Raw genomic sequence first — 19209 nt, forward strand, 5'->3', positions numbered from 1 at the left:
GGGCCGGTTTCGTTGGCGCCGGATGTGCTCATTCGCTCAGCCCGGCGGCCAGCAGTTCCACGAAGCCGATGTCCTCCTTGGCGACGCCGAAGGCCTCGGCGCGCCGCATGGTGCGTTCGGCCCAGGCGCGGTGGGGTTTCACCTCGTTCATCTTGTTCGTGTACGAGGAGCGCAGTACGCCTCCCCGGCCCCGTTCGGGCCGCAGGATGTCCTGGGCGTCGCTGAACTCTTCGTGGCTGACGACCGACAGTGCGTGCACGGGCATGACGTGCGAGGGGTGGATGCAGGTCTTGCCGACCAGTCCGTTGGTCTGGTCGAGCTGGATCTCGCGCAGCAGTCCGTCGAGGTCGTGCTCGATGAGGGCGGTGCGCAGTTCCTCGGCGCGTCCTTCGAGGAAGGGGCTGCGGCGCAGTTGTGGTTTGAACATGCGCTCGTGGAGTCGGAAGTACTCCCATACGGGGCCGGTGATCGTGAAGCCGGTGCCGTCGGATCGGCCGAGGACGTTCACGACGTCGGCGATGACAGCGGAGACGATGCGTACGTCGTACGCGGTCATATCGGGTGCGCGGCGGAGTCCGTAGGCGGAGCAGAAGTCGGTGACGCCGAGCCGGAGAGCCAGTACGCGTTCCCGGTACTTGTCGACGGTGCGGGCGATGCCGGTGAGGGTCTCGGCGCGGGTCTCCAGGTGGAGCAGCTCGGGTGATTCGAGTACGGGCATGGCGAAGAGGCGTCGCCCGCTCTCATGTTCGGCTGAAATCAGTGCCTCTAGGAAGGGCACGCCACGCTCTTCGGTGAACTTCGGCAGTACGAATCCGGACAGTATGTGGGCGGCGGGGCCGAGCCGGCGTACGAGGTCGGGTATCTGGTCCGGTTCGCGGACGCGGACGAACAGCAGCGGCAGTTCCGCGCCGCGCCGGTCGAGGTCGGCGAACTGTCGTACGAGGTTCTCCTCGGCCCATTCGACCTCGGAGTCGTCGATGGAGTCCTCAAGGCACAGCACCATCGACACCACGCCGCGACCTGCCAGCTTGACGATGTCGTCGGCGAGTCGTGGCCGGGTGGCGGGGCTGTAGAGGGTGGCCCCGAGGGCTGTCGCGAGCATGTGGGCCGGGGATGCCGAGGTGAACTCGCCGGGCTCCCGATGGAACAGCCCTTGCCGAGCAGTGGGCGGAATATGCCCGAAGTGACGCATTTACATCCCCCGTACTGCCACGGTGGTCGCGTTGACATGTGGCCGGTAATAGTACGTATGGACGGGAGTCAAGAGTTCCACACCTGCATGAATTTCAGGTAACTCGTCCACTTCTCGCCCCTCTCTCACCCTCGCTCGACCTCCTTCCACCATGCCCCCACGTTGTCCGCGCGGCCTGCGGGAAGGCAGGATGAACGGCATGACGCACGCGATGGTGAAGGGCTCGAACGTCCCCCTCAATGCCATGGCCGTAAGGGCTGTGCTGCGCTGGACCCCGGGGGCGGGGGTCCCTGACGTGGACGCGTCGGCGCTTCTGCTGGGGCCTGAGGGGCGTGTGCGCTCGGATGAGGACTTTGTCTTCTACAACCAGCCTCGTCATCCGTCGGGCCTGGTCAGGCGGCTGCCGAAGAAGCAGGTGCCCGAGGGGCTGACGGACACCGTCGAGGCCGATCTGTCCGCTCTGGACCCGAGTGTCGACCAGGTGGTGCTCGCGGCGTCGTCGGACGGGGCGAGCTTTCAGCATGTGCATGACCTGAGGGTCCTGCTGTACGACGCGGGGCAGGCCGACGGCGACCCGCTGGCTGTCTTCGATGTACGGCCGGAGACCGGCGAGGAGACCGCGATCATCTGCGGTGAGCTTTACCGGCGCGGGAACCACTGGAAGTTCCGGGCTGTGGGCCAGGGCTATCCGACCGGGCTGATCGGGCTGGCGACGGCCTTCGGGATCTCGGTCGACGAGACCGAAGGGGCCGACGGGCCCGACGGGTCGGCGCAGGGCCCGGACGGAGCGGAGGCCGCGACCGCGCTGATTCCCGGCCTGCCCGCCCAGAGCACCCAGAACGCTCCGCAGGCACCGCCCGCGCGGCAGCCGCAGTTCCCGGCCGGTCAGCAGGGGCAGTCCGGCTACGGCTATCCGCAGCCCGCGGCGGCCCAGCCGGCCTACGGATACCCGCAGCCCGCGCCGGCGCAGTCCGGTTACGGCTATCCGCACGCGCCCGCGCCTGGTCCGCAGCCGCAGTCCGCGCCGCCGGTGCCGCAGGGGGCTCCGGCGTACGGATATCCGCAGCCGGCCGCGGCGGCGGCTCCCGCGGCGGACCCGAATTTCCGGCTACCGCCGATGGGACCGCAGTTCGTACGGCCGTAGGCCCGCACCGCACGGCACACACCGCGCCGCACCGCGCCCCCACGCCCCGCACCCGCGCCCCCTCGACAGCCGGCGACGCGGCAGCTCGGCGACTCGACGGCCCGGCCGCTCAGGTCTTCGTCTTGTAGCCCCGCCCCCACTGGAGGCCCCACCCGTACAGCCGGTCCAGCTCCGCCTGGAAGCCGTACACGAACTTCACCTCGCGCCGCACCACCAGATCGCCCTTCACCCTCTCCAGCGAGAACACCGCGCAGGACCGGGCCTGCGGGGCCCGCTCGTCCAGTTCGATCTCGACGCGCGGGCCGTTGCTCGGGTAGAGCGTGACGTTGGCGTGGGTCCGGTCGAAGGCCGGGGTGCGGTCGTAGATGTAGACGAAGACGAGCAGCCGCTTGATCTCTTCCCAGTGGTCGAGGTTGATGAATATCGTCTCGCCGGAGGGGGCGCCGAAGCGGTCGTCACCGCTGAGTTTGATGTAGGGCGGCTCGTTCAGGCTGCCGAAGAATCCGCCCAGCGGCTGGACAACGCCCTTGCTGCCGTCGGCCAGTTCGTACATGCACCCGATGTCGAGGTCGACGTTGACCACACCCAGGGTGTGCGCCTGCACCACGTCGGGCTTGAAGAGTTTGAACGGGTGCCGCAGCAGTCCGCCGCCCCGTTTCCCGCGTCCCTCGATGTCCGAAGTACGCATTCGCCAGGACAGGTTGACCCGGAGATTCCCGGTGGCCGCGCCCTGCTTGGTGAGCGAGACCGTCGGGTTGCGCTTGGTCAGCTCGATCGCGTTCGTCGATGAGTTGCCCGAATCGAATTGTGATGCCTTGTTTCGCCATAGATTGTCCCAGAAGGCCATCCCCGCTCCACCCCCACCAGTTGTCAGTACTGAACGTGAACAGCGGGACGGCCGGAAGGCTTCCGCCTCAGGCCGCCCCGCTCAGAGCGTTCCCGCTATCCCCTCCTGGTCACACCCAGGAGACGGACTCAGACTTGGACTGTTGTCTTGTCTTCCGTATCTCCGCCACCTTCTGCCGCAACTCGCTTGTTGCGGACCACGGATGACCAGAAGGAGGCGGCGATCAGCACGATGCCGACGAGGCCGGTGATGATCTCGTGGATCTCGTGCTCGATGGTGATGAGCAGGATCGCGGCGAGCGCGCCGATCGCGTAGTGCGCGCCGTGCTCCAGGTAGACGTAGTCGTCCAGCGTGCCCTGGCGGACGAGGTAGACGGTGAGCGACCTGACGTACATGGCGCCGATACCGAGGCCGAGCGCCATCCAGAAGATGTGGTTCGTGATGGCGAAGGCGCCGATGACTCCGTCGAAGGAGAAGGAGGCGTCCAGGACTTCGAGGTAGAGGAAGAGGAAGAACGCGGCCTTGCCGGCGAGTCCGACGGCCGAGACCTGCTTGCCTTCGGCCTTGGCCTTCTCCTCCTCCTCGTGTTCGCGCTCCTCTTCCTCTTCGAGTTTGTTCTCGAAGAAGCTGGAGAGCCCGTTGACGACGAGGTAGGTGACCAGACCGGCGACGCCGGAGAGCAGTACGGTGGCGGACTTGTCCTCGTACCCGGTGCTGGTGTGCGCGTTGGTGGCGAACGTCATGGCCGTGATGAGCAGGATGACCAGTGCGACGCAGACCGACAGCATGTCGACCTTGCCGAGCTTGGCCAGCGGACGCTCCAGCCAGGAGAGCCACTTGATGTCACGGTCTTCGAGGATGAAGTCCAGGAAGATCATCAACAGGAACATGCCACCGAACGCGGCGATCGCCGGGTGCGCGTCGGTGACCAGGGCCTCGTACTGTTCGGGCTTGTCCAGCGCCAACTGGACGGCCTCGATGGGGCCCACCTTGGCGCTGATGGCCACGATCGCGACGGGAAACACCAGCCGCATTCCGAACACGGCGATCAGGATGCCGATGGTGAGGAAGATCTTCTGCCAGAAGGCATTCATCTTCTTCAAGATCCCGGCATTGACAACGGCGTTGTCGAACGACAGCGAGATCTCAAGGATCGACAGGATCAGTACGATCCCGAACGCCTCCCACCCCCACTGCCAGGCCGCGAAGGCAAGGCCGGCCGCCGTGATGGCGAACGACCAGCCGAAGGTTTTCAGGATCACTGGCTACCCCATCTGGTGTTTAACGGGTTTTCCCCCGCGCAGAGCACTGCTTTACGAAACGTTGACCCCGAAGTCTAGAGCGATGCCGCGCAGCCCCGACGCGTACCCCTGTCCCACCGCCCTGAACTTCCATTCGCCGCTGTAGCGGTAGAGCTCGCCGAAGATCATCGCGGTCTCGGTGGAGGCGTCCTCCGTGAGGTCGTACCGGGCCAGCTCCTGGCCGTCCGCCTGGTTGACGACGCGGATGAACGCGTTGCTGACCTGTCCGAAGGTCTGGCCGCGGGCGTCGGCGTCATGGATCGACACCGGGAAGATGATCTTGTCGACATTCGCGGGCACGGCGGGGAGGTTGACCAGCAGGGACTCGTCGTCGCCGTCGCCCTCACCGGTCAGGTTGTCGCCGGTGTGCTCGACGGAGCCGTCGGGGCTGGTGAGGTTGTTGTAGAAGATGAACCACTCGTCGCCGAGCACGCGCCCCGACTGGCAGAGCAGTGCGCTGGCGTCGAGGTCGAACGGCGCTCCGGTGGTGGAGCGCGCGTCCCAGCCGAGACCGATCAACACCTGGGTGAGGTTCGGTGCGGCTTTGGAGAGGGAGACATTGCCCCCCTTGGCGAGTGTGACGCCCATGATGGTGAGTCCTCCCCAGAGGTGTGACGTGAAGCCGGGCACGGCGCGCCTGACGCCGTACTCGTGATGCGGGTGATGCGGGTGATACGGGTGATACGGGTGGTGCTGGTGCGGGTGCGGGTTTTGACCCGCACGGTGAGGCGCGTCCGGCGCCGCACTCGGATGTGCGGCGCCGGACGGACGGACCAGCGGCTCAGACGTTGACGCCGAAGTCCTGCGCGATGCCACGCAGGCCAGAGGCATACCCCTGTCCGATGGCGCGGAACTTCCACTCGGCGCCATTTCGGTAAAGCTCTCCGAAGACCATCGCGGTCTCGGTGGACGCGTCCTCCGTCAGGTCGTACCGCGCCAGCTCGTTGTTGTCCGCCTGGTTGACGACGCGGATGAACGCGTTGCGCACCTGGCCGAAGGACTGCTGGCGGCTCTCCGCCTCGTAGATCGAGACCGGGAACACGATCTTGTCGACGTCCGCGGGCACGCCTGCGAGGTTGACCTTGATCGCCTCGTCGTCGCCCTCGCCCTCACCGGTGGTGTTGTCGCCGGTGTGCTCGACGGAACCGTCGGGGCTCTTGAGGTTGTTGAAGAAGACGAAGTTTCCGTCGCCGGTGACCTTGCCCTCGGCGTTCGTCAGCAGGGCGCTGGCGTCGAGGTCGAAGTCGTTGCCGGTGGTCGTGCGGACGTCCCAGCCCAGACCCACGGTGACCGCGGTCAGGTTGGGCGCGGCCTTGGTCAGCGAGACGTTGCCGCCCTTGCTGAGGCTGACTCCCACGAGTCCTCCCTTGATGAGTTCCTCAGGGGCGGGCGGCCTCGGCGCCGGCCACTTCGGCGGCCGTCGCCGTGCGTCGCACGCCCCCTGGTGCAATTGGCATCGGATGAACGACTGGATCCTAGTGACCGGTTCCCGCCCCTTGTGCGGGTTTACAAGGGACAACCCCGCTCCCACAAGGGTTTTTGCGCGAGACGCCGTTCAGGGATGGCGAGTTGTCGTCACAGAGCGGCGAGGGCCTTGACGTACTCGTCAAGATCACGTGCGTCCGGCAGGGCGTTGACGACCGACCAGCGCACGATGCCCGTCCTGTCGATGACGAAGGTGCCGCGCAGCGCGCAGCCCTTGTCCTCGTCGAAGATCCCGTACGCCCGTGAGGTCTGCCCGTGCGGCCAGAAGTCGGAGAGCAGCGGGTACTCCAGGCCCTCCTGCTCGGCGAAGATCCGCAGGGTGTGGATGGAGTCGGTGGAGACGGCGAGCAGCTGGGTGTCGTCGTTGACGAAGGCGGGCAGCGCGTCACGGAGCGCGCCCAGCTCGCCGGTGCAGACGCCGGTGAAGGCGAAGGGGTAGAAGACCAGCACCACGTTCTTGCCGCCGTCGCCCCAGGCCTCGCCCCCGCCCTCACCCCGGGCCTCGGCCCCGCCGCCATCGTCGTGACCGGCCGGCCCGCTCCGGAAGTCCGCGAGCCGTACCGTCCGCCCGTGGTTGTCCTTGAGGGTGAAGTCCGGCGCCTCGCTCCCGACCGCGATGCCCGCCCGTCCCGTTCCCGTCATGTGCCCCGCTCCCCCTCGTCCGCTCCGGCCGCCCGCAGCACCACCCTACGCACGACGCAAGGGCCCCCGGCGGCGGGTGCCGACGGGGGCCGTCGTTACGTGCGAGGCTTGCGAGGCGTGTCCGCCAGGCTGCCGCTTCGGCTTGCGCGCTCGGATGCGGCGCCTGTTCTCAGCGCTTGGACTTCGCCGCCTTGGGCGTGACCAGCCGGCTGCCTGTCCAGTCCTTGCCGGCGTTGATGCTCTTGGTCTGCGCCAGGCCGGCGGTCTGGGCGGCCTCGTTGATGTCGCTGGGCTCGACGTAGTTGTCACGGCCTGTCTTGGGCGTCAGCAGCCAGACCGCTCCGCCCTCCTCGATGAGGCCGATGGCGTCCACCAGCGCGTCCGTCAGGTCGCCGTCGTCGTCGCGGAACCAGAGCACGACGGCGTCGGCCACGTCCTCGTAGTCCTCGTCGACGAGCTCCTGGCCGATGACGGCCTCGATGGACTCACGGAGCTCCTGCTCGACGTCGTCGTCGTAGCCGATCTCCTGGACCACCTGTCCGGGTTCGAACCCAAGCCTCGCGGCAACGTTGGTTCGTTCCTCCGCGTGGTCCGCGGTCGCGCTCACGGATTGCCTCCTGATCATGTTTTGGAAAATGCTTCAGCCACGCGCGTACGCGGGGCGCTGGCCGTAGTCCACACGGGCCGGGCGGATCGCGCAAGTACCCGACGGCCGAGACCGCCGAAACGGGTACGTTCCGGGCCGCTTCGTCGCATCTCCTGACACCCCGATAACACCGGCCGTGATGCCTGTGGAGAGTTTCCGTCCCGTTTGTCATTCTACGCGGCTTCGGTACGCCAATCGGGTCCGAACGGCCGAACGAAACGCATAGTCGCCTTGGGCGTAAGGTTGCGATTTGGCCCGTCCCGGAACACGGCTACCGGCCGGGTGGGCGATGTGATCGCGCGGAATTCGTGGCGGTGTGAGGGTTACCACTCGGTAGAGGTGACGTTTCCGTCGCCGCGGTACACGATGGATACGCCGTACGGCCCGCTCCCGTGCCTGTTCCCTGGCGGCAGAAGAGGCAAGATCCACCGAACAGCAGATGTACGCGGAACAGCAGATGCACCCGCAGGACCCCCAGGCGTGCCCAGCGTGATGAGGTGACCGGTCGGACGGCCGGCCAGGACGCGAGGCGCGACACGACCCGAACAGCGAAGGAACAGTGTGGCTTCCGGATCCGATCGCAACCCGATCATCATTGGCGGCCTTCCCAGCCAGGTCCCGGACTTTGATCCCGAGGAGACCCAGGAGTGGCTCGACTCGCTCGACGCCGCCGTCGACGAACGGGGGCGTGAGCGCGCCCGCTATCTGATGCTCCGCCTGATCGAGCGGGCGCGCGAGAAGCGCGTGGCCGTGCCCGAGATGCGCAGCACGGATTACGTCAACACGATCGCCACCAAGGACGAGCCGTTCTTCCCCGGCAACGAGGAGATCGAGCGGAAGGTCCTCAACGCGACCCGCTGGAACGCCGCGGTGATGGTTTCCCGCGCGCAGCGTCCCGGCATCGGTGTGGGTGGTCATATCGCGACGTTCGCGTCCTCGGCCTCGCTGTACGACGTGGGCTTCAACCACTTCTTCCGGGGCAAGGACGGCGGTGACGGCGGTGACCAGATCTTCTTCCAGGGGCACGCGTCGCCGGGCATCTACGCGCGCGCGTTCCTGCTGGACCGGCTGAGCGAGGCGCAGCTCGACGCGTTCCGCCAGGAGAAGTCGAAGGCCCCCAACGGGCTGTCCAGCTATCCGCATCCGCGGCTGATGCCGGACTTCTGGGAGTTCCCGACGGTCTCGATGGGGCTCGGTCCGCTGGGTGCGATCTATCAGGCGCGGATGAACCGTTACATGGAGGCGCGCGGTATCGCCGACACGTCGCGGTCGCATGTGTGGGCGTATCTGGGCGACGGCGAGATGGACGAGCCGGAGTCGCTGGGTCAGCTGTCGATCGCGGCGCGTGAGGGTCTGGACAATCTGACCTTTGTCGTCAACTGCAACCTTCAGCGGCTGGACGGCCCGGTGCGCGGCAACGGCAAGATCATCCAGGAGCTGGAGTCGCAGTTCCGGGGCGCCGGCTGGAATGTGATCAAGCTGGTCTGGGACCGTTCCTGGGACCCGCTGCTGGCGCAGGACCGTGACGGTGTGCTGGTGAACCGGCTGAACACGACGCCGGACGGGCAGTTCCAGACGTACGCGACGGAGACGGGCGCGTACATCCGTGAGCACTTCTTCGGTGACGACCAGCGGCTGCGCGCCATGGTCGAGGGGATGACCGACGAGCAGATCCTGCATCTGGGGCGTGGCGGGCACGACCACAAGAAGGTGTACGCGGCGTACGCGGCGGCCAAGGCGCACAAGGGCCAGCCGACGGTGATCCTCGCGCAGACGGTGAAGGGCTGGACGCTGGGTCCGAACTTCGAGGGCCGTAACGCGACGCATCAGATGAAGAAGCTGACGGTCGCGGATCTGAAGGGCTTCCGCGACCGGCTGCATCTGCCGATCACGGACAAGCAGCTGGAGGACGGCCAGCCGCCGTACTACCACCCGGGCAAGGACTCGGAAGAGATCCAGTACATGCACGACCGCCGCAAGAGCCTGGACGGCTATGTGCCGACCCGTGTGGTGCGGTCGAAGGCGCTGGAGCTGCCGGGTGACAAGGCGTACGCGGCGGCGAAGAAGGGCTCGGGTCATCAGTCGATCGCCACGACGATGGCGTTCGTGCGGGTGCTCAAGGACCTCATGCGGGACAAGGAGATCGGCAAGCGTTTCGTGCTGATCGCGCCGGACGAGTACCGCACGTTCGGTATGGACGCGTTCTTCCCGAGTGCGAAGATCTACAATCCGCTGGGTCAGCAGTACGAGTCGGTCGACCGTGAACTGCTGCTCGCCTACAAGGAGTCGCCGACCGGGCAGATGCTGCACGACGGCATCTCGGAGGCGGGCTGTACGGCGTCGCTGATCGCGGCGGGTTCGGCGTACGCGACGCACGGCGAGCCGTTGATCCCGGTGTACGTCTTCTACTCGATGTTCGGTTTCCAGCGCACCGGTGACCAGTTCTGGCAGATGGCCGACCAGTTGGCGCGTGGTTTCGTTCTGGGTGCGACCGCCGGCCGTACGACGCTGACCGGTGAGGGTCTTCAGCACGCGGACGGGCACTCGCAGCTGCTCGCCTCGACGAACCCGGGCTGTGTCTCCTACGACCCGGCGTTCGGCTACGAGATCGCGCACATCATGGAGGACGGGCTGCGCCGGATGTACGGGCAGCCGCACCCGGACGAGGACCCGAACGTCTTCTACTACCTGACGGTCTACAACGAGCCGATCCAGCACCCGGCCGAGCCGGAGAACGTCGACGTCGAGGGCATCCTCAAGGGCGTCTACCGCTTCAAGCAGGGCGAGCGGGGCTCGGTCCCGGCGCAGATCCTGGCGTCGGGTGTGGCCGTGCCGTGGGCGGTCGAGGCGCAGCGGATCCTCGCCGAGCAGTGGGACGTGCGGGCGGACGTCTGGTCGGCGACGTCGTGGAACGAGCTGCGCCGGGAGGCCGTGGAGGTGGAGCGGTACAACCTGCTGCACCCGGAGGAGGAGCAGCGCGTTCCGTACGTGACGCGCAAACTGTCCGGTGCCGAGGGCCCGTTCGTGGCGGTGTCGGACTGGATGCGCGCGGTGCCGGACCAGATCTCGCGCTGGGTGCCGGGGACGTACCAGTCGCTGGGCGCGGACGGTTTCGGCTTCGCGGACACGCGTGGCGCGGCCCGCCGGTTCTTCCACATCGACGCGGAGTCGATCGCCCTGGGCGTGCTCACGGAGCTGGCCAGGGAGGGCAAGGTGGACCGTTCGGTGCTGAAGCAGGCGGTGGACCGGTATCAGCTGCTGGACGTGGCGGCGGCGGACCCGGGCCCCGAGGGCGGCGACGCGTAGCACGAAGCGGCGGCCCGCGAGCAGTACACGGCCGGTGGCCGGTCCCGTCTTCACGGGGCCGGCCACCGCTGTTCCGGGCCGGTGGTGCGTACTCTTTCCGGCCATGAAGGAGATACCCGCGCGTGTCCGCTGGGAGCGGCGCACGCAGCGGCCGTTGTTGGCGGGCGCGTTGCTGTTCGGTGCCGCGTACGCCCTGCCCATCGTGGTGACCGACGCGCACGGCGGTCTCGTCCGTGCCTGCACGCTGGTCGAGTGGGTGGTGTGGGGCCTGTTCGCCGTGGACTACGCGGTGCGGCTCGTACTGGCGCGTGCCCGCTGGCAGTTCATACGCCGTCATCCGCTGGATCTGCTGGCGGTGCTGCTGCCGATGGTGGCGCCGCTGCGGCTGCTGCGGGTCGTGGCGACGCTGCTGCTGGTGGGGCAGCGGGCGAGGATCGCCAGCCAGATCAGGCTCACGACGTATGTGGTGGGGTCGGTCGCCGGGCTGATGATGTTCGGTTCGCTGGCCGTCCTGGAGGTCGAACGCGACGCGCCTGACGGGAACATCAAGACGCTGGGCGACGCGGTGTGGTGGTCGTTCACGACGATGACCACGGTCGGGTACGGGGATCTGTCGCCGACGACGGGGCTCGGCCGGCTGCTCGCGATCGGTCTGATGCTGAGCGGGATCGCGCTGCTGGGGTTGATCACGGCGAACATCGCGACGTGGTTCATCTCCCGCTTCGAGCAGGAGAGCGAGGGTGAGAAGCGCCAGACGGCGGCGATCGAGCTGCTGGCGGAGGAGGTCAGGGAGTTGCGCGCGGAAGTGGGCCGGCTGTCGGGTGCCGCCCTGCCCGGTCAGGCGCGGGAGAGCGACGGTACGACAGCCGGCCGCACACCGGTCTGATCGCGCGGTCCGTATCCGCGGTGGGTGCCGAAGTGGCCGGTCAGAGCAGCCACATGAGCGCCAGTACGGTGTCGACGATACCGAGCGTGAAAGCGATCACCGCCGGGACGTACGCGGTGCTCCACCGTCGTCCCATGCCGAGCCAGCCGAGCACGATGGCCAGCGGGCCGAGCACGATCGACAGGACGAAGAGTCCCGCGACGGCGAAGACCAGACCGACTATTCCGATGGTCACGCGGTCCGTCCCGTTCCGCGACCTCGTCCGGCCGCGTGAACGGGGGTGCTTGCGTGTCCGGGTGTTCCCGAAGCCCGTCATCATCACTCCCTGTGTCGGTGGATGTGGGCTGTCTGAAACGTCGGGTACCCCCGCTCAGCGTTCCCAGACCTTGAAGGCCCGTACGCGGTACGGGGAATGGGGTACCCAGGTGCCGTCGCCGGGGTACGTCTGGAACTCGCCGGTCTCCTCGCACTCGTCGGACTGGTAGGTGGTGACGGGCCGTCCGAGGCGGTTGACCAGCGACTGCGCGTCGGTGCCGGGCGGCAGGGGGACGCAGTTCTGGATCTCGGTGCGGAACAGTTCATGTGTCTGCCGGGCGCCCCGGAAATCCGGTTTCCCCCACAGACACAGCTCGCCCGGTCCGCACGCGTCGCGCGGAACAGCCGCGGCGGGGGCGGCGGGCCCGGTGGCAAGAGTGGCGGCCGTGAGCAGGGTGACGGAGATGGTCGTACGCATGGCGGTACGCGTGCTGGTACGCATGATGGTGGAACCCCCGTGTGGTGCTGATCAGTTGTCCGCACTCTCGCCCGGCGACCCGCCCCACGGGAAGAGGATCTTGCCCGACTCCACCCGAACAGGCGACGGCCCCGCCGGGATGTCAGGGCGGGGCCGTCGCGCGGAATCGCGCCGTGTTGACGCGAGCCGCGCCAAAGTCGGAGTCAGGGACCGGACCTCAGGGGTCCGACCTCAAGCGCCGGACGCCGGGGGTCAGATGTGGACGCCGCCCCCGGCCGCGTCCGCGTTGTCACCGCGCTTGGTCTTGGTGGCGACGAACGCCGCGACCACCGCGACCACGCCGGCGACCACGAAGGCCAGGCCCATGCCGGACACGAAGGTGTCCTGCATGACCCCGGTGATCTTGTCGAAGACGTCGGGTGTCATCCCGGGCGCCTCGGCCAGCTCGGCCGGGGCGACACCGATCTCGGCCGCCTGCTCCAGCTTCGGGTCCAGCGGCAGCTGGATGCCGGCGTCCGTCCAGTTGCCCGCGAGGTCGGAGCTGACCTTGGCGGACATGACGGCGCCGAGCACCGCCGTACCGAGCGCGCCGCCGACCTGCATCGCGGCCTGCTGGAGTCCCCCGGCGACGCCGGAGAGTTCCAGCGGCGCGTTGCCGACGATGACTTCGGTGGCGCCGACCATGACGGGCGCCAGGCCCATGCCGAGCAGCAGGAACCAGACCGACATCACGAACGTGCCCGAGCCGGCCGACAGGGTCGACATGCCGAACATGGCGGCGGCCGTGCAGACCATGCCGCCGACCAGCGGGACGCGCGGCCCGAACTTGGTGATCAGCATGCCCGCGACGGGTGAGGCGACGATCATCATGGCGGTCAGCGGCAGCAGGTGCAGGCCGCTGTCGACGGGGCTCATGCCGTGGACGCCCTGGAGGTAGAACGTCACGAAGAACAGGCCGCCCATGAAGGCGAACGCCATCAGCACCATGAGGATGGCGCCGGCGCTGAGCGGGACGGAGCGGAACATGCTCAGCGGTACGAGGGGTTCCTTGACCTTCGTCTCCCAGACGGCGAACAGGGCGAAGCACAGGACGGCGGCGCCGAGGAAGCCCCAGGTGCCGGCGGAGCTCCAGCCCCACGATTCGCCCGCCTTGATGATCGCCCAGATCAGGGAGAACATCGCGGCGGAGAGCAGCAGGATCCCGACGACGTCGAACGACTTGGGTGCCTTGGCGGCGCGGTGGTCCTTGAGGATCACCAGGCCGAGGATCAGGGCGACGACGCCGACGGGCACGTTGATGAAGAACACCGACTGCCAGCTGACGTGTTCGACGAGCAGACCGCCGACGATGGGGCCGCCCGCGGTGGAGGCGCCGATGACCATGCCCCAGATGCCGATGGCCATGTTCAGCTTCTCGGCGGGGAAGGTGGCGCGCAGCAGGCCGAGGGCCGCGGGCATGAGGAGGGCGCCGAAGACGCCCTGGAGCACGCGGAAGGCGACGACGAACGCGACGCTGTCGGAGAAGCCGATGATGGCGGAGGCGGCGGCGAAGCCCGCGATGCCGATCAGGAAGGTCTGGCGGTGGCCGAAGCGGTCACCGAGCTTGCCGGCGGTGATGAGCGCCACGGCGAGCGCCAGGAGGTAGCCGTTGGTTATCCACTGGACCTGGGCGAAGGTCGCACCGAGGTCTTCCTTGATCACCGGGTTGGCGATCGCGACGATCGTGCCGTCGAGGGCGACCATCATCACGCCGATGGCGACGGAGAAGAGGGTCAGCCAGGGGTGGCCGCGCAGGCCCTTGGCGGCTCCCGGATCCGCGTCCCGCGGGTCTCTCGGCGCCGATTTGACGGTGGTCTGACTAGTCATGTCCCGAGGCTAATGACAGCGTCTGCCAGTTGACAAACCATTTCACCTGTCTGTAACTGTCATGTGGCTCACATCTCATTTCGGGTGGACATGAGCGGCCGAAGTGGACCGGACATGACGAGAAGGAGGACCGGCGAGTGGTGGACGGGCAGCGGCCGGTACGGCATCCGGCCGGACTGCGGGAGCTGAAGAAGCAGCGTACGCACGACGCCTTGTTGCGGGTGGCTCTCGATCTGTTCACGACGCGGGGGTACGAGGAGACGACCGTCGACGAGATCGCCGAGGCGGTCGACGTCTCCCAGCGCACGTTCTTCCGCTACTTCGCCAGCAAGGAGGCGGCGGCGTTCACCATCCAGGACATGGTGGAGACGCACTTCCTGGCGGAGCTGCGTCAACGCCCGTCCCGGGAGACCCCGTTCGAGGCCATGCGTCACGCGGTGCTGGCCTCCTGGAGCCGTATCAACGAGGCGATCGAGGCGCTGATCCCGGTCGAACTGCATCTGCGCAGCTACCGGATGATCGAGTCCACCCCCGCGCTGCTGGCCGCGCATCTGCGGCGGGCCACCGAACTGGAGGAGCAGGCCGCGCTGGTGATCGCCGAGCGCGAGGGGCTGGACGTGGCGACGGATCCGCGTCCGCGGGTGGCCGTCGCGGCGTTCTCCGGGGTGATGCGGGTGACGGGACGGCTGTGGGGGCAGGGGCGGGAGACCGGTCTGGACGGGCTGCTGGAGTTGACGGAGTCGTATCTGGACCAGCTCGTGCCCACGCTCGCGGGTGACTGGAGCGCCCGCGACGAGCCGCCGGCACCCGGTCCCCGGCGCGCGATTCGACCCGTAATAAGGAGGACGGACGCCGGCGGGTGATCCGACTCACGCGGTTGCCGGGCAGCGTCGTGGGTCTCTTAGGGTGTCCGGCAGTGACTTCCTTCGACTCCTCCCCGTCCCTCACCGCGTGGCGCACCCTGCTGGCTCTCGCCGTGGTCTTCGTGATGCTGGCGAGCGGCGGCTGGACCGCGCTCCAGCGCCACGGCGAACAGGGCACGGTGCGCGAACGGGCGCTCACGGCCTGGGAGAAGGGTCGTATCGGCGGCCTGCGCCTGCCGGACCCCGGAGCGTCGCCCCGCCGGCTGGCCGCGTTCTTCGCCTCGCTCACCGCCGCGCAGCGGATCCGGCTCGCCGACCGCCACCCCCTGGTGGTGGGCAATCTGAACGGCGCGCCCCTGACGCTCCGTTACCGCGCCAACCGGCTGGCGGTGCTCCAGGCGCGGGACGCCGAGCGCGCCCGCGCGCGCGACGGCAGACTCTCCGCCGAGGGCCGTCAGCAGGCGGCCGGGCGGATGCACCGCCTCCAGTCGATGGCGGGCGCCGGACGCGACATCCTCGCCTTCGACCCGACCGGCGACGGCCGCGCCGCCGAGGTCTTCGGCGACCTCGGCAGCGCCCGGCGGGTGTCGGTGGTCGTCCCGGGCGTGGACACCAACCTGCTGACGTTCGAGCGGACCGCGCGTCCCTTCACCGCGCCCGTCGGCATGGCCAGGTCGCTGTACGACGCGGAGCGCGCCGCCTCGCCCCGTACCCGTACCGCCGTCATCGCGTGGGCCGACTACACCGCGCCCTCGGGTATCGGCGTGGACGCGGCGATCGGCAGACGGGCGTCGGAGGGCGCCGTACGGCTCAACGCGCTCACCTCGGCGCTGCCCGGCGGCTCACGGGTCTCGCTGATCTGCCACAGCTACGGCTCCGTGGTGTGCGGTGTCGCCGCCCGCCGGCTGCCTGCCCGGGTCACGGACGTGGCGGTCGCGGGCAGCCCCGGCATGCGGGTCGGCTCGGCCGGGGCGCTGGGCACCCACGCCCGGGTCTGGGCGATGCGCGACCAGGACGACTGGATCCGGGCCGTGCCCTATCTGGAGCTCGGCGGACTGGGCCACGGCGCCGACCCGGTGACGAAGGACTTCGGCGCGCGGGTGCTGTCCGCACGGGGCGCGGTCGGTCACGGCGGCTATTTCGAGCCGGGCACGGAGAGCCTGGAGAACTTCGCGGACATCGGGGTCGGTTCGTACCGGAACACCAGTTGTGCGGACGCCTCGGCCGCCTGCCGGAGCGGAATCTCCGGCGACGAAGTGATCTGACGCGCGTAGAACTTGGCGGACGGAGGTGGCGACGTGCGGGCATTCGCCGCCTACGATGAGGCACATGGGTGATGTGCTGGCCGGAATTCATGCCACCTGGGAGTTCGAAAGCGACTCCGTGCTCATCCGCTTCGAACGGGGGATACGCACGCCAAAGCTCTTCCAGGCACTGCGCGAGAGGCGCATACCGTACGAGGCGCTGGCGGCGGTGACGCTCTCCCCGGGCAAGCGCGGGACGGTGGTCCTGCACGCCGTACCCCGGCCGGGCGCCGACCCGCTGATGGACGCGGCGGCCGGTCAGCTCAAGGAGTCCGGTGATCCGTACCGGCTGGTGCTGCCCGCGGAGCGCGAGATCCTCGCCGAGTACTACGCCGACGAGCTGCGCACCGCCGTCGCCCAGGCCGCGCCGCCGGACGAGAAGGAGCCGGCCGACCGCTTCCTGGTGACCGCTCCCCCGGCGCCCCTGCACTTCAAGGCGTACGACGGCAAGGCCACCTTCGACGGGTCGAAGGTGGCCTTCCGCTGGTTCTGGACGGGCGCGTCGTCGGCGAAGTGGAAAGCGGGCGACCAGACCTTCACCGTCCAGGAACTGAGCGGCGTCGAGTGGCGCTCCCCCGACGTCTTCGACGGCTACCTGCGGCTGCTGCGCCGGGGCGAGGGCCAGCAGCCCACCCAGGCCGACCACGACCCGGCGGCCGTGGTGTTCGGCCTCGGCTACGGGCCGGTCCACGAGTCGCTGCCGTTCGCGGCGGCGGTCCTGGCGGCCCTGCGCACCTCGGGCGCCGCCCCCGCCGTGACGCCGGGGGACGTCCCGGTGCCGGTCCTGGCCGCGGCCCGGCCCGACCCCGCCGACATCGCCGAGCGGATCCGGCACCTCGGCGAGCTGCACGACATGGGGCTGGTCACGGACGAGGAGTTCAGCGCCAAGAAGGCACAGCTGCTCGCCGAGCTGTGAACAGGCCGACCCCCTACCGGGGTATGAGCCCGGGTCTGGCTCCTGGGTATGACGCCGTCCCGCACCCACGCTGCATACGCTGAACCAGCCATGAGTACCGAAGAACCACCTCCCCGCGCCACCCGTGCCCGCGACTCGCTGCGCTCGCTCGTCGGCGCCCTGAGCACCCCGGCGGTGTCCACCGAACCGCTGCTGGCGCACGCCGCGAAACGCTGGCAGCGCCTGATCCCGTACGTCATCGCCCTCGGCTTCGCCGCCGCGCTGCTGCCCACCACCACGACCGTCCTCGTCCAGGACTACGGGCTGGCCGGCGGCTGGGCGGGAGCGCTCGCCACCGCGCAGGCCGCGCCGCTGCTGCTCGCCGTGACCCGGCCGCTCCAGGCGTGGTGGATCATCTTCACCGGCGACATCGTCGGCGCGGTACTGCTGCTGACCTCCGCCGACGGCCTGGACGGCCGGTCCTGGCCGTGGACACCGATGATCGTCGTCGGCTACCTCCTGCTGACGGTGTGCCTGGGGCTGCGCGAATCGCGCCGTACGCTCCTCGCCGTCTGGCTCGCGACGGGCACGGCGGGGCTGGTCTTCGAACTGATCTCCCAGGAGCGCAGCGACGGCGTCAACCTCCTGCTGTTCGTCCTCACCGGCGTCGTCCTGCTCGTCACGGCCGCCCTGCGCGAGCGCGGTGACGCCCAGCGCCGGCTGGTGGAGCAGGAGACCATCAGCGAGGTCGAACGCGCGCAGCGCACCCTGCTGGAGGAACGGGCCCGTATCGCCCGCGAGTTGCACGACGTGGTCGCCCACCACATGTCCGTGATCACGGTGCAGGCCGACTCGGCGCCGTACCGGATCGAGGGGCTGCCCGAGGCGGCGCACGAGGAGTTCTCCACGATCGCCGCCGCCGCGCGGGAGTCGCTGACCGAGATGCGGCGGCTGCTGGCGGTGCTGCGCAGCGACGGCTCGGCGAGCGAGCGGACACCGCAGCCGGGGCTGAGCCGGGTCCAGCAACTCGTCGAGGCGACCGTACGGGCCGGGGTCCCGGCGGAGCTGACCCTCGCCGCGGATCTCGGCCCCGTCCCGCCGTCCGTCGACCTCTCCGCGTACCGCATCGTCCAGGAGGCCCTGTCCAACGTCGTACGGCACGCGCCCGAGGCACCGACCCGCGTCTCGGTGACCGGCGACGCCCACTGGCTGACCGTCCTGATCGTCAACGGGCCCGCCGCGGCCCGCACTTCACCGCTGGAGTCCTCCGGCACCGGCCACGGGCTGGTCGGTATGCGCGAACGCGTACGGCTGACCGGTGGCACGCTGGACACCGGGCCGCTGCCGGACGGCGGCTTCCGGGTCGCCGCGCGACTGCCACTGGCGGCTCCCCTCCCCGACCCGAACGCGAAGGACCCGTCTTGACCATCCGCGTGATCATCGTCGACGACCAGGCCATGGTGCGGGCGGGGTTCGCCGCGCTGCTGTCGGCGCAGCCCGACATCGACGTGGTCGGCGAGGCGCCGGACGGCCGCCAGGGCGTCGAGGTCAGCCGTAGCACCCACCCCGACGTGGTCCTGATGGACGTCCGGATGCCGGAGATGGACGGCCTGGCGGCGGCGCGGGCACTGCTGGACCCGCCGGTGGGGGTGGTGCACCGGCCGAAGGTACTGATGCTGACGACGTTCGACGTGGACGACTACGTGTACGAGGCGCTGCGCGCGGGCGCCTCCGGGTTCCTCCTCAAGGACGCGCCGCCGGCGGACCTGATCTCGGCGGTCCGCGTGGTCGCGGCGGGCGAGGCGCTGCTGGCGCCGTCCGTGACCCGCCGCCTGATCGCGGACTTCGCCCAGCAGCGGCCGGCCCCGCGCAAGGACCGCTCGCTGCGGCTGAAGGGGCTGACGCCGCGCGAGACGGAGGTCCTGGAACTGATCGCGCGGGGCCTGTCGAACCAGGAGATCGCGGACCACCTGGTCCTGGCGGAACAGACGGTGAAGACGCATCTGGGCCGGGTGCTGGCGAAGCTGGGGCTGCGGGACAGGGCGCAGGCGGTGATCTTCGCGTACGAGTCGGGGCTGGTGGCGCCTGGGGGTTGAGCG

The 19209-nt window shown here is 69.0% G+C and carries 18 protein-coding genes; 8 read left to right on the forward strand and 10 right to left on the reverse strand.

Features of this window, described 5'->3' with window-relative positions:
• Positions 1–28: 28 nt before the first annotated feature.
• Entirely contained in the window at positions 29–1192 is a 1164-nt protein-coding gene (locus ACFYNU_RS26935) for an HpcH/HpaI aldolase/citrate lyase family protein (RefSeq protein ID WP_356595526.1), read from the reverse strand.
• A 190-nt stretch (positions 1193–1382) separates the two neighbouring features.
• On the opposite strand from ACFYNU_RS26935, the gene ACFYNU_RS26940 reads away from it, so the two are divergent.
• Positions 1383–2336 carry a TerD family protein gene (locus ACFYNU_RS26940; protein WP_356595528.1) on the forward strand — a complete coding sequence of 318 codons (954 nt, stop codon included), beginning with the start codon at positions 1383–1385 and terminating at the stop codon, positions 2334–2336.
• Positions 2337–2445: 109 nt separating this feature from the next.
• Here the strand turns inward: ACFYNU_RS26940 and ACFYNU_RS26945 are convergent, their stop codons facing one another.
• The 6 genes from ACFYNU_RS26945 to ACFYNU_RS26970 all read right to left on the reverse strand — a co-directional run bounded on the left by ACFYNU_RS26945 (position 2446) and on the right by ACFYNU_RS26970 (position 7218).
• Complete coding sequence (locus ACFYNU_RS26945; protein WP_356595530.1) at positions 2446–3183, reverse strand: Tellurium resistance; 738 nt, start codon at positions 3181–3183, stop codon at positions 2446–2448.
• A 128-nt stretch (positions 3184–3311) separates the two neighbouring features.
• A complete protein-coding gene (locus tag ACFYNU_RS26950) occupies positions 3312–4445 on the reverse strand; it encodes a DUF475 domain-containing protein (protein WP_356595532.1) in 1134 nt (377 codons plus the stop codon).
• A gap of 51 nt (positions 4446–4496) precedes the next feature.
• Positions 4497–5072 (reverse strand): TerD family protein, encoded by a 576-nt coding sequence (locus ACFYNU_RS26955; RefSeq protein WP_356595534.1) that lies wholly within the window; start codon positions 5070–5072, stop codon positions 4497–4499.
• 193 nt (positions 5073–5265) lie between these two features.
• Positions 5266–5841 carry a TerD family protein gene (locus tag ACFYNU_RS26960; protein WP_023542053.1) on the reverse strand — a complete coding sequence of 192 codons (576 nt, stop codon included), beginning with the start codon at positions 5839–5841 and terminating at the stop codon, positions 5266–5268.
• Positions 5842–6059: 218 nt separating this feature from the next.
• Complete coding sequence (locus tag ACFYNU_RS26965) at positions 6060–6611, reverse strand: peroxiredoxin (RefSeq protein ID WP_356595536.1); 552 nt, start codon at positions 6609–6611, stop codon at positions 6060–6062.
• A 169-nt stretch (positions 6612–6780) separates the two neighbouring features.
• The gene (locus ACFYNU_RS26970) at positions 6781–7218 is read right to left on the reverse strand and encodes a DUF3052 domain-containing protein (RefSeq protein WP_023542051.1); all 438 of its coding nucleotides are present in this window, start codon (positions 7216–7218) and stop codon (positions 6781–6783) included.
• A gap of 600 nt (positions 7219–7818) precedes the next feature.
• Between ACFYNU_RS26970 and aceE the strand changes: the two genes are divergently transcribed.
• Together aceE and ACFYNU_RS26980 are read left to right on the forward strand one after the other, a co-directional pair.
• Positions 7819–10563: a pyruvate dehydrogenase (acetyl-transferring), homodimeric type gene (aceE, locus tag ACFYNU_RS26975; RefSeq protein WP_356595539.1), complete on the forward strand. Its 2745-nt coding sequence runs from the start codon at positions 7819–7821 to the stop codon at positions 10561–10563.
• A gap of 103 nt (positions 10564–10666) precedes the next feature.
• A complete protein-coding gene (locus tag ACFYNU_RS26980) occupies positions 10667–11449 on the forward strand; it encodes a potassium channel family protein (RefSeq protein ID WP_356595541.1) in 783 nt (260 codons plus the stop codon).
• A 40-nt stretch (positions 11450–11489) separates the two neighbouring features.
• Here the strand turns inward: ACFYNU_RS26980 and ACFYNU_RS26985 are convergent, their stop codons facing one another.
• The 3 genes from ACFYNU_RS26985 to ACFYNU_RS26995 form a co-directional block, all read right to left on the reverse strand.
• Positions 11490–11684, reverse strand: coding sequence for a hypothetical protein (locus ACFYNU_RS26985; RefSeq protein WP_356595543.1), 195 nt, complete (start codon positions 11682–11684; stop codon positions 11490–11492).
• A gap of 135 nt (positions 11685–11819) precedes the next feature.
• Entirely contained in the window at positions 11820–12206 is a 387-nt protein-coding gene (locus ACFYNU_RS26990; RefSeq protein ID WP_356595545.1) for a peptidase inhibitor family I36 protein, read from the reverse strand.
• A gap of 228 nt (positions 12207–12434) precedes the next feature.
• Positions 12435–13928 (reverse strand): MFS transporter, encoded by a 1494-nt coding sequence (locus ACFYNU_RS26995; protein ID WP_388767493.1) that lies wholly within the window; start codon positions 13926–13928, stop codon positions 12435–12437.
• A 257-nt stretch (positions 13929–14185) separates the two neighbouring features.
• On the opposite strand from ACFYNU_RS26995, the gene ACFYNU_RS27000 reads away from it, so the two are divergent.
• From ACFYNU_RS27000 to ACFYNU_RS27020, 5 genes are all read left to right on the forward strand, one after another.
• Complete coding sequence (locus ACFYNU_RS27000) at positions 14186–14911, forward strand: TetR family transcriptional regulator (protein ID WP_356595549.1); 726 nt, start codon at positions 14186–14188, stop codon at positions 14909–14911.
• A gap of 53 nt (positions 14912–14964) precedes the next feature.
• On the forward strand, positions 14965–16176 hold the full coding sequence (locus ACFYNU_RS27005; RefSeq protein WP_356595551.1) for an alpha/beta hydrolase: 1212 nt from the start codon (positions 14965–14967) through the stop codon (positions 16174–16176).
• 64 nt (positions 16177–16240) lie between these two features.
• A complete protein-coding gene (locus tag ACFYNU_RS27010) occupies positions 16241–17131 on the forward strand; it encodes a DUF4429 domain-containing protein (protein ID WP_356595553.1) in 891 nt (296 codons plus the stop codon).
• Between the two features lie 90 nt (positions 17132–17221).
• Entirely contained in the window at positions 17222–18535 is a 1314-nt protein-coding gene (locus tag ACFYNU_RS27015) for a sensor histidine kinase (RefSeq protein ID WP_356595555.1), read from the forward strand.
• Positions 18532–19206 carry a response regulator transcription factor gene (locus ACFYNU_RS27020; protein ID WP_356595557.1) on the forward strand — a complete coding sequence of 225 codons (675 nt, stop codon included), beginning with the start codon at positions 18532–18534 and terminating at the stop codon, positions 19204–19206. Before ACFYNU_RS27015 ends, ACFYNU_RS27020 begins: the two co-directional genes overlap by 4 nt.
• The last annotated feature ends 3 nt before the right edge of the window (positions 19207–19209 follow it).

Origin of the sequence: Streptomyces sp. NPDC006643 (assembly GCF_042870175.1) — a bacterium.
Lineage (GTDB): Bacteria > Actinomycetota > Actinomycetes > Streptomycetales > Streptomycetaceae > Streptomyces.

What these genes read in the sequence shown, in the direction of transcription:
- ACFYNU_RS26935 (WP_356595526.1), bottom strand. Translation starts at nt 1,192, where the DNA reads ATGCGTCACTTCGGGCATATTCCGCCCACTGCTCGGCAAGGGCTGTTC.
- ACFYNU_RS26940 (WP_356595528.1), top strand. Translation starts at nt 1,383, where the DNA reads ATGAACGGCATGACGCACGCGATGGTGAAGGGCTCGAACGTCCCCCTC.
- ACFYNU_RS26945 (WP_356595530.1), bottom strand. Translation starts at nt 3,183, where the DNA reads ATGGCCTTCTGGGACAATCTATGGCGAAACAAGGCATCACAATTCGAT.
- ACFYNU_RS26955 (WP_356595534.1), bottom strand. Translation starts at nt 5,072, where the DNA reads ATGGGCGTCACACTCGCCAAGGGGGGCAATGTCTCCCTCTCCAAAGCC.
- ACFYNU_RS26965 (WP_356595536.1), bottom strand. Translation starts at nt 6,611, where the DNA reads ATGACGGGAACGGGACGGGCGGGCATCGCGGTCGGGAGCGAGGCGCCG.
- ACFYNU_RS26980 (WP_356595541.1), top strand. Translation starts at nt 10,667, where the DNA reads ATGAAGGAGATACCCGCGCGTGTCCGCTGGGAGCGGCGCACGCAGCGG.
- ACFYNU_RS26990 (WP_356595545.1), bottom strand. Translation starts at nt 12,206, where the DNA reads ATGCGTACCAGCACGCGTACCGCCATGCGTACGACCATCTCCGTCACC.
- ACFYNU_RS26995 (WP_388767493.1), bottom strand. Translation starts at nt 13,928, where the DNA reads ATGATGGTCGCCCTCGACGGCACGATCGTCGCGATCGCCAACCCGGTG.
- ACFYNU_RS27010 (WP_356595553.1), top strand. Translation starts at nt 16,241, where the DNA reads ATGGGTGATGTGCTGGCCGGAATTCATGCCACCTGGGAGTTCGAAAGC.
- ACFYNU_RS27015 (WP_356595555.1), top strand. Translation starts at nt 17,222, where the DNA reads ATGAGTACCGAAGAACCACCTCCCCGCGCCACCCGTGCCCGCGACTCG.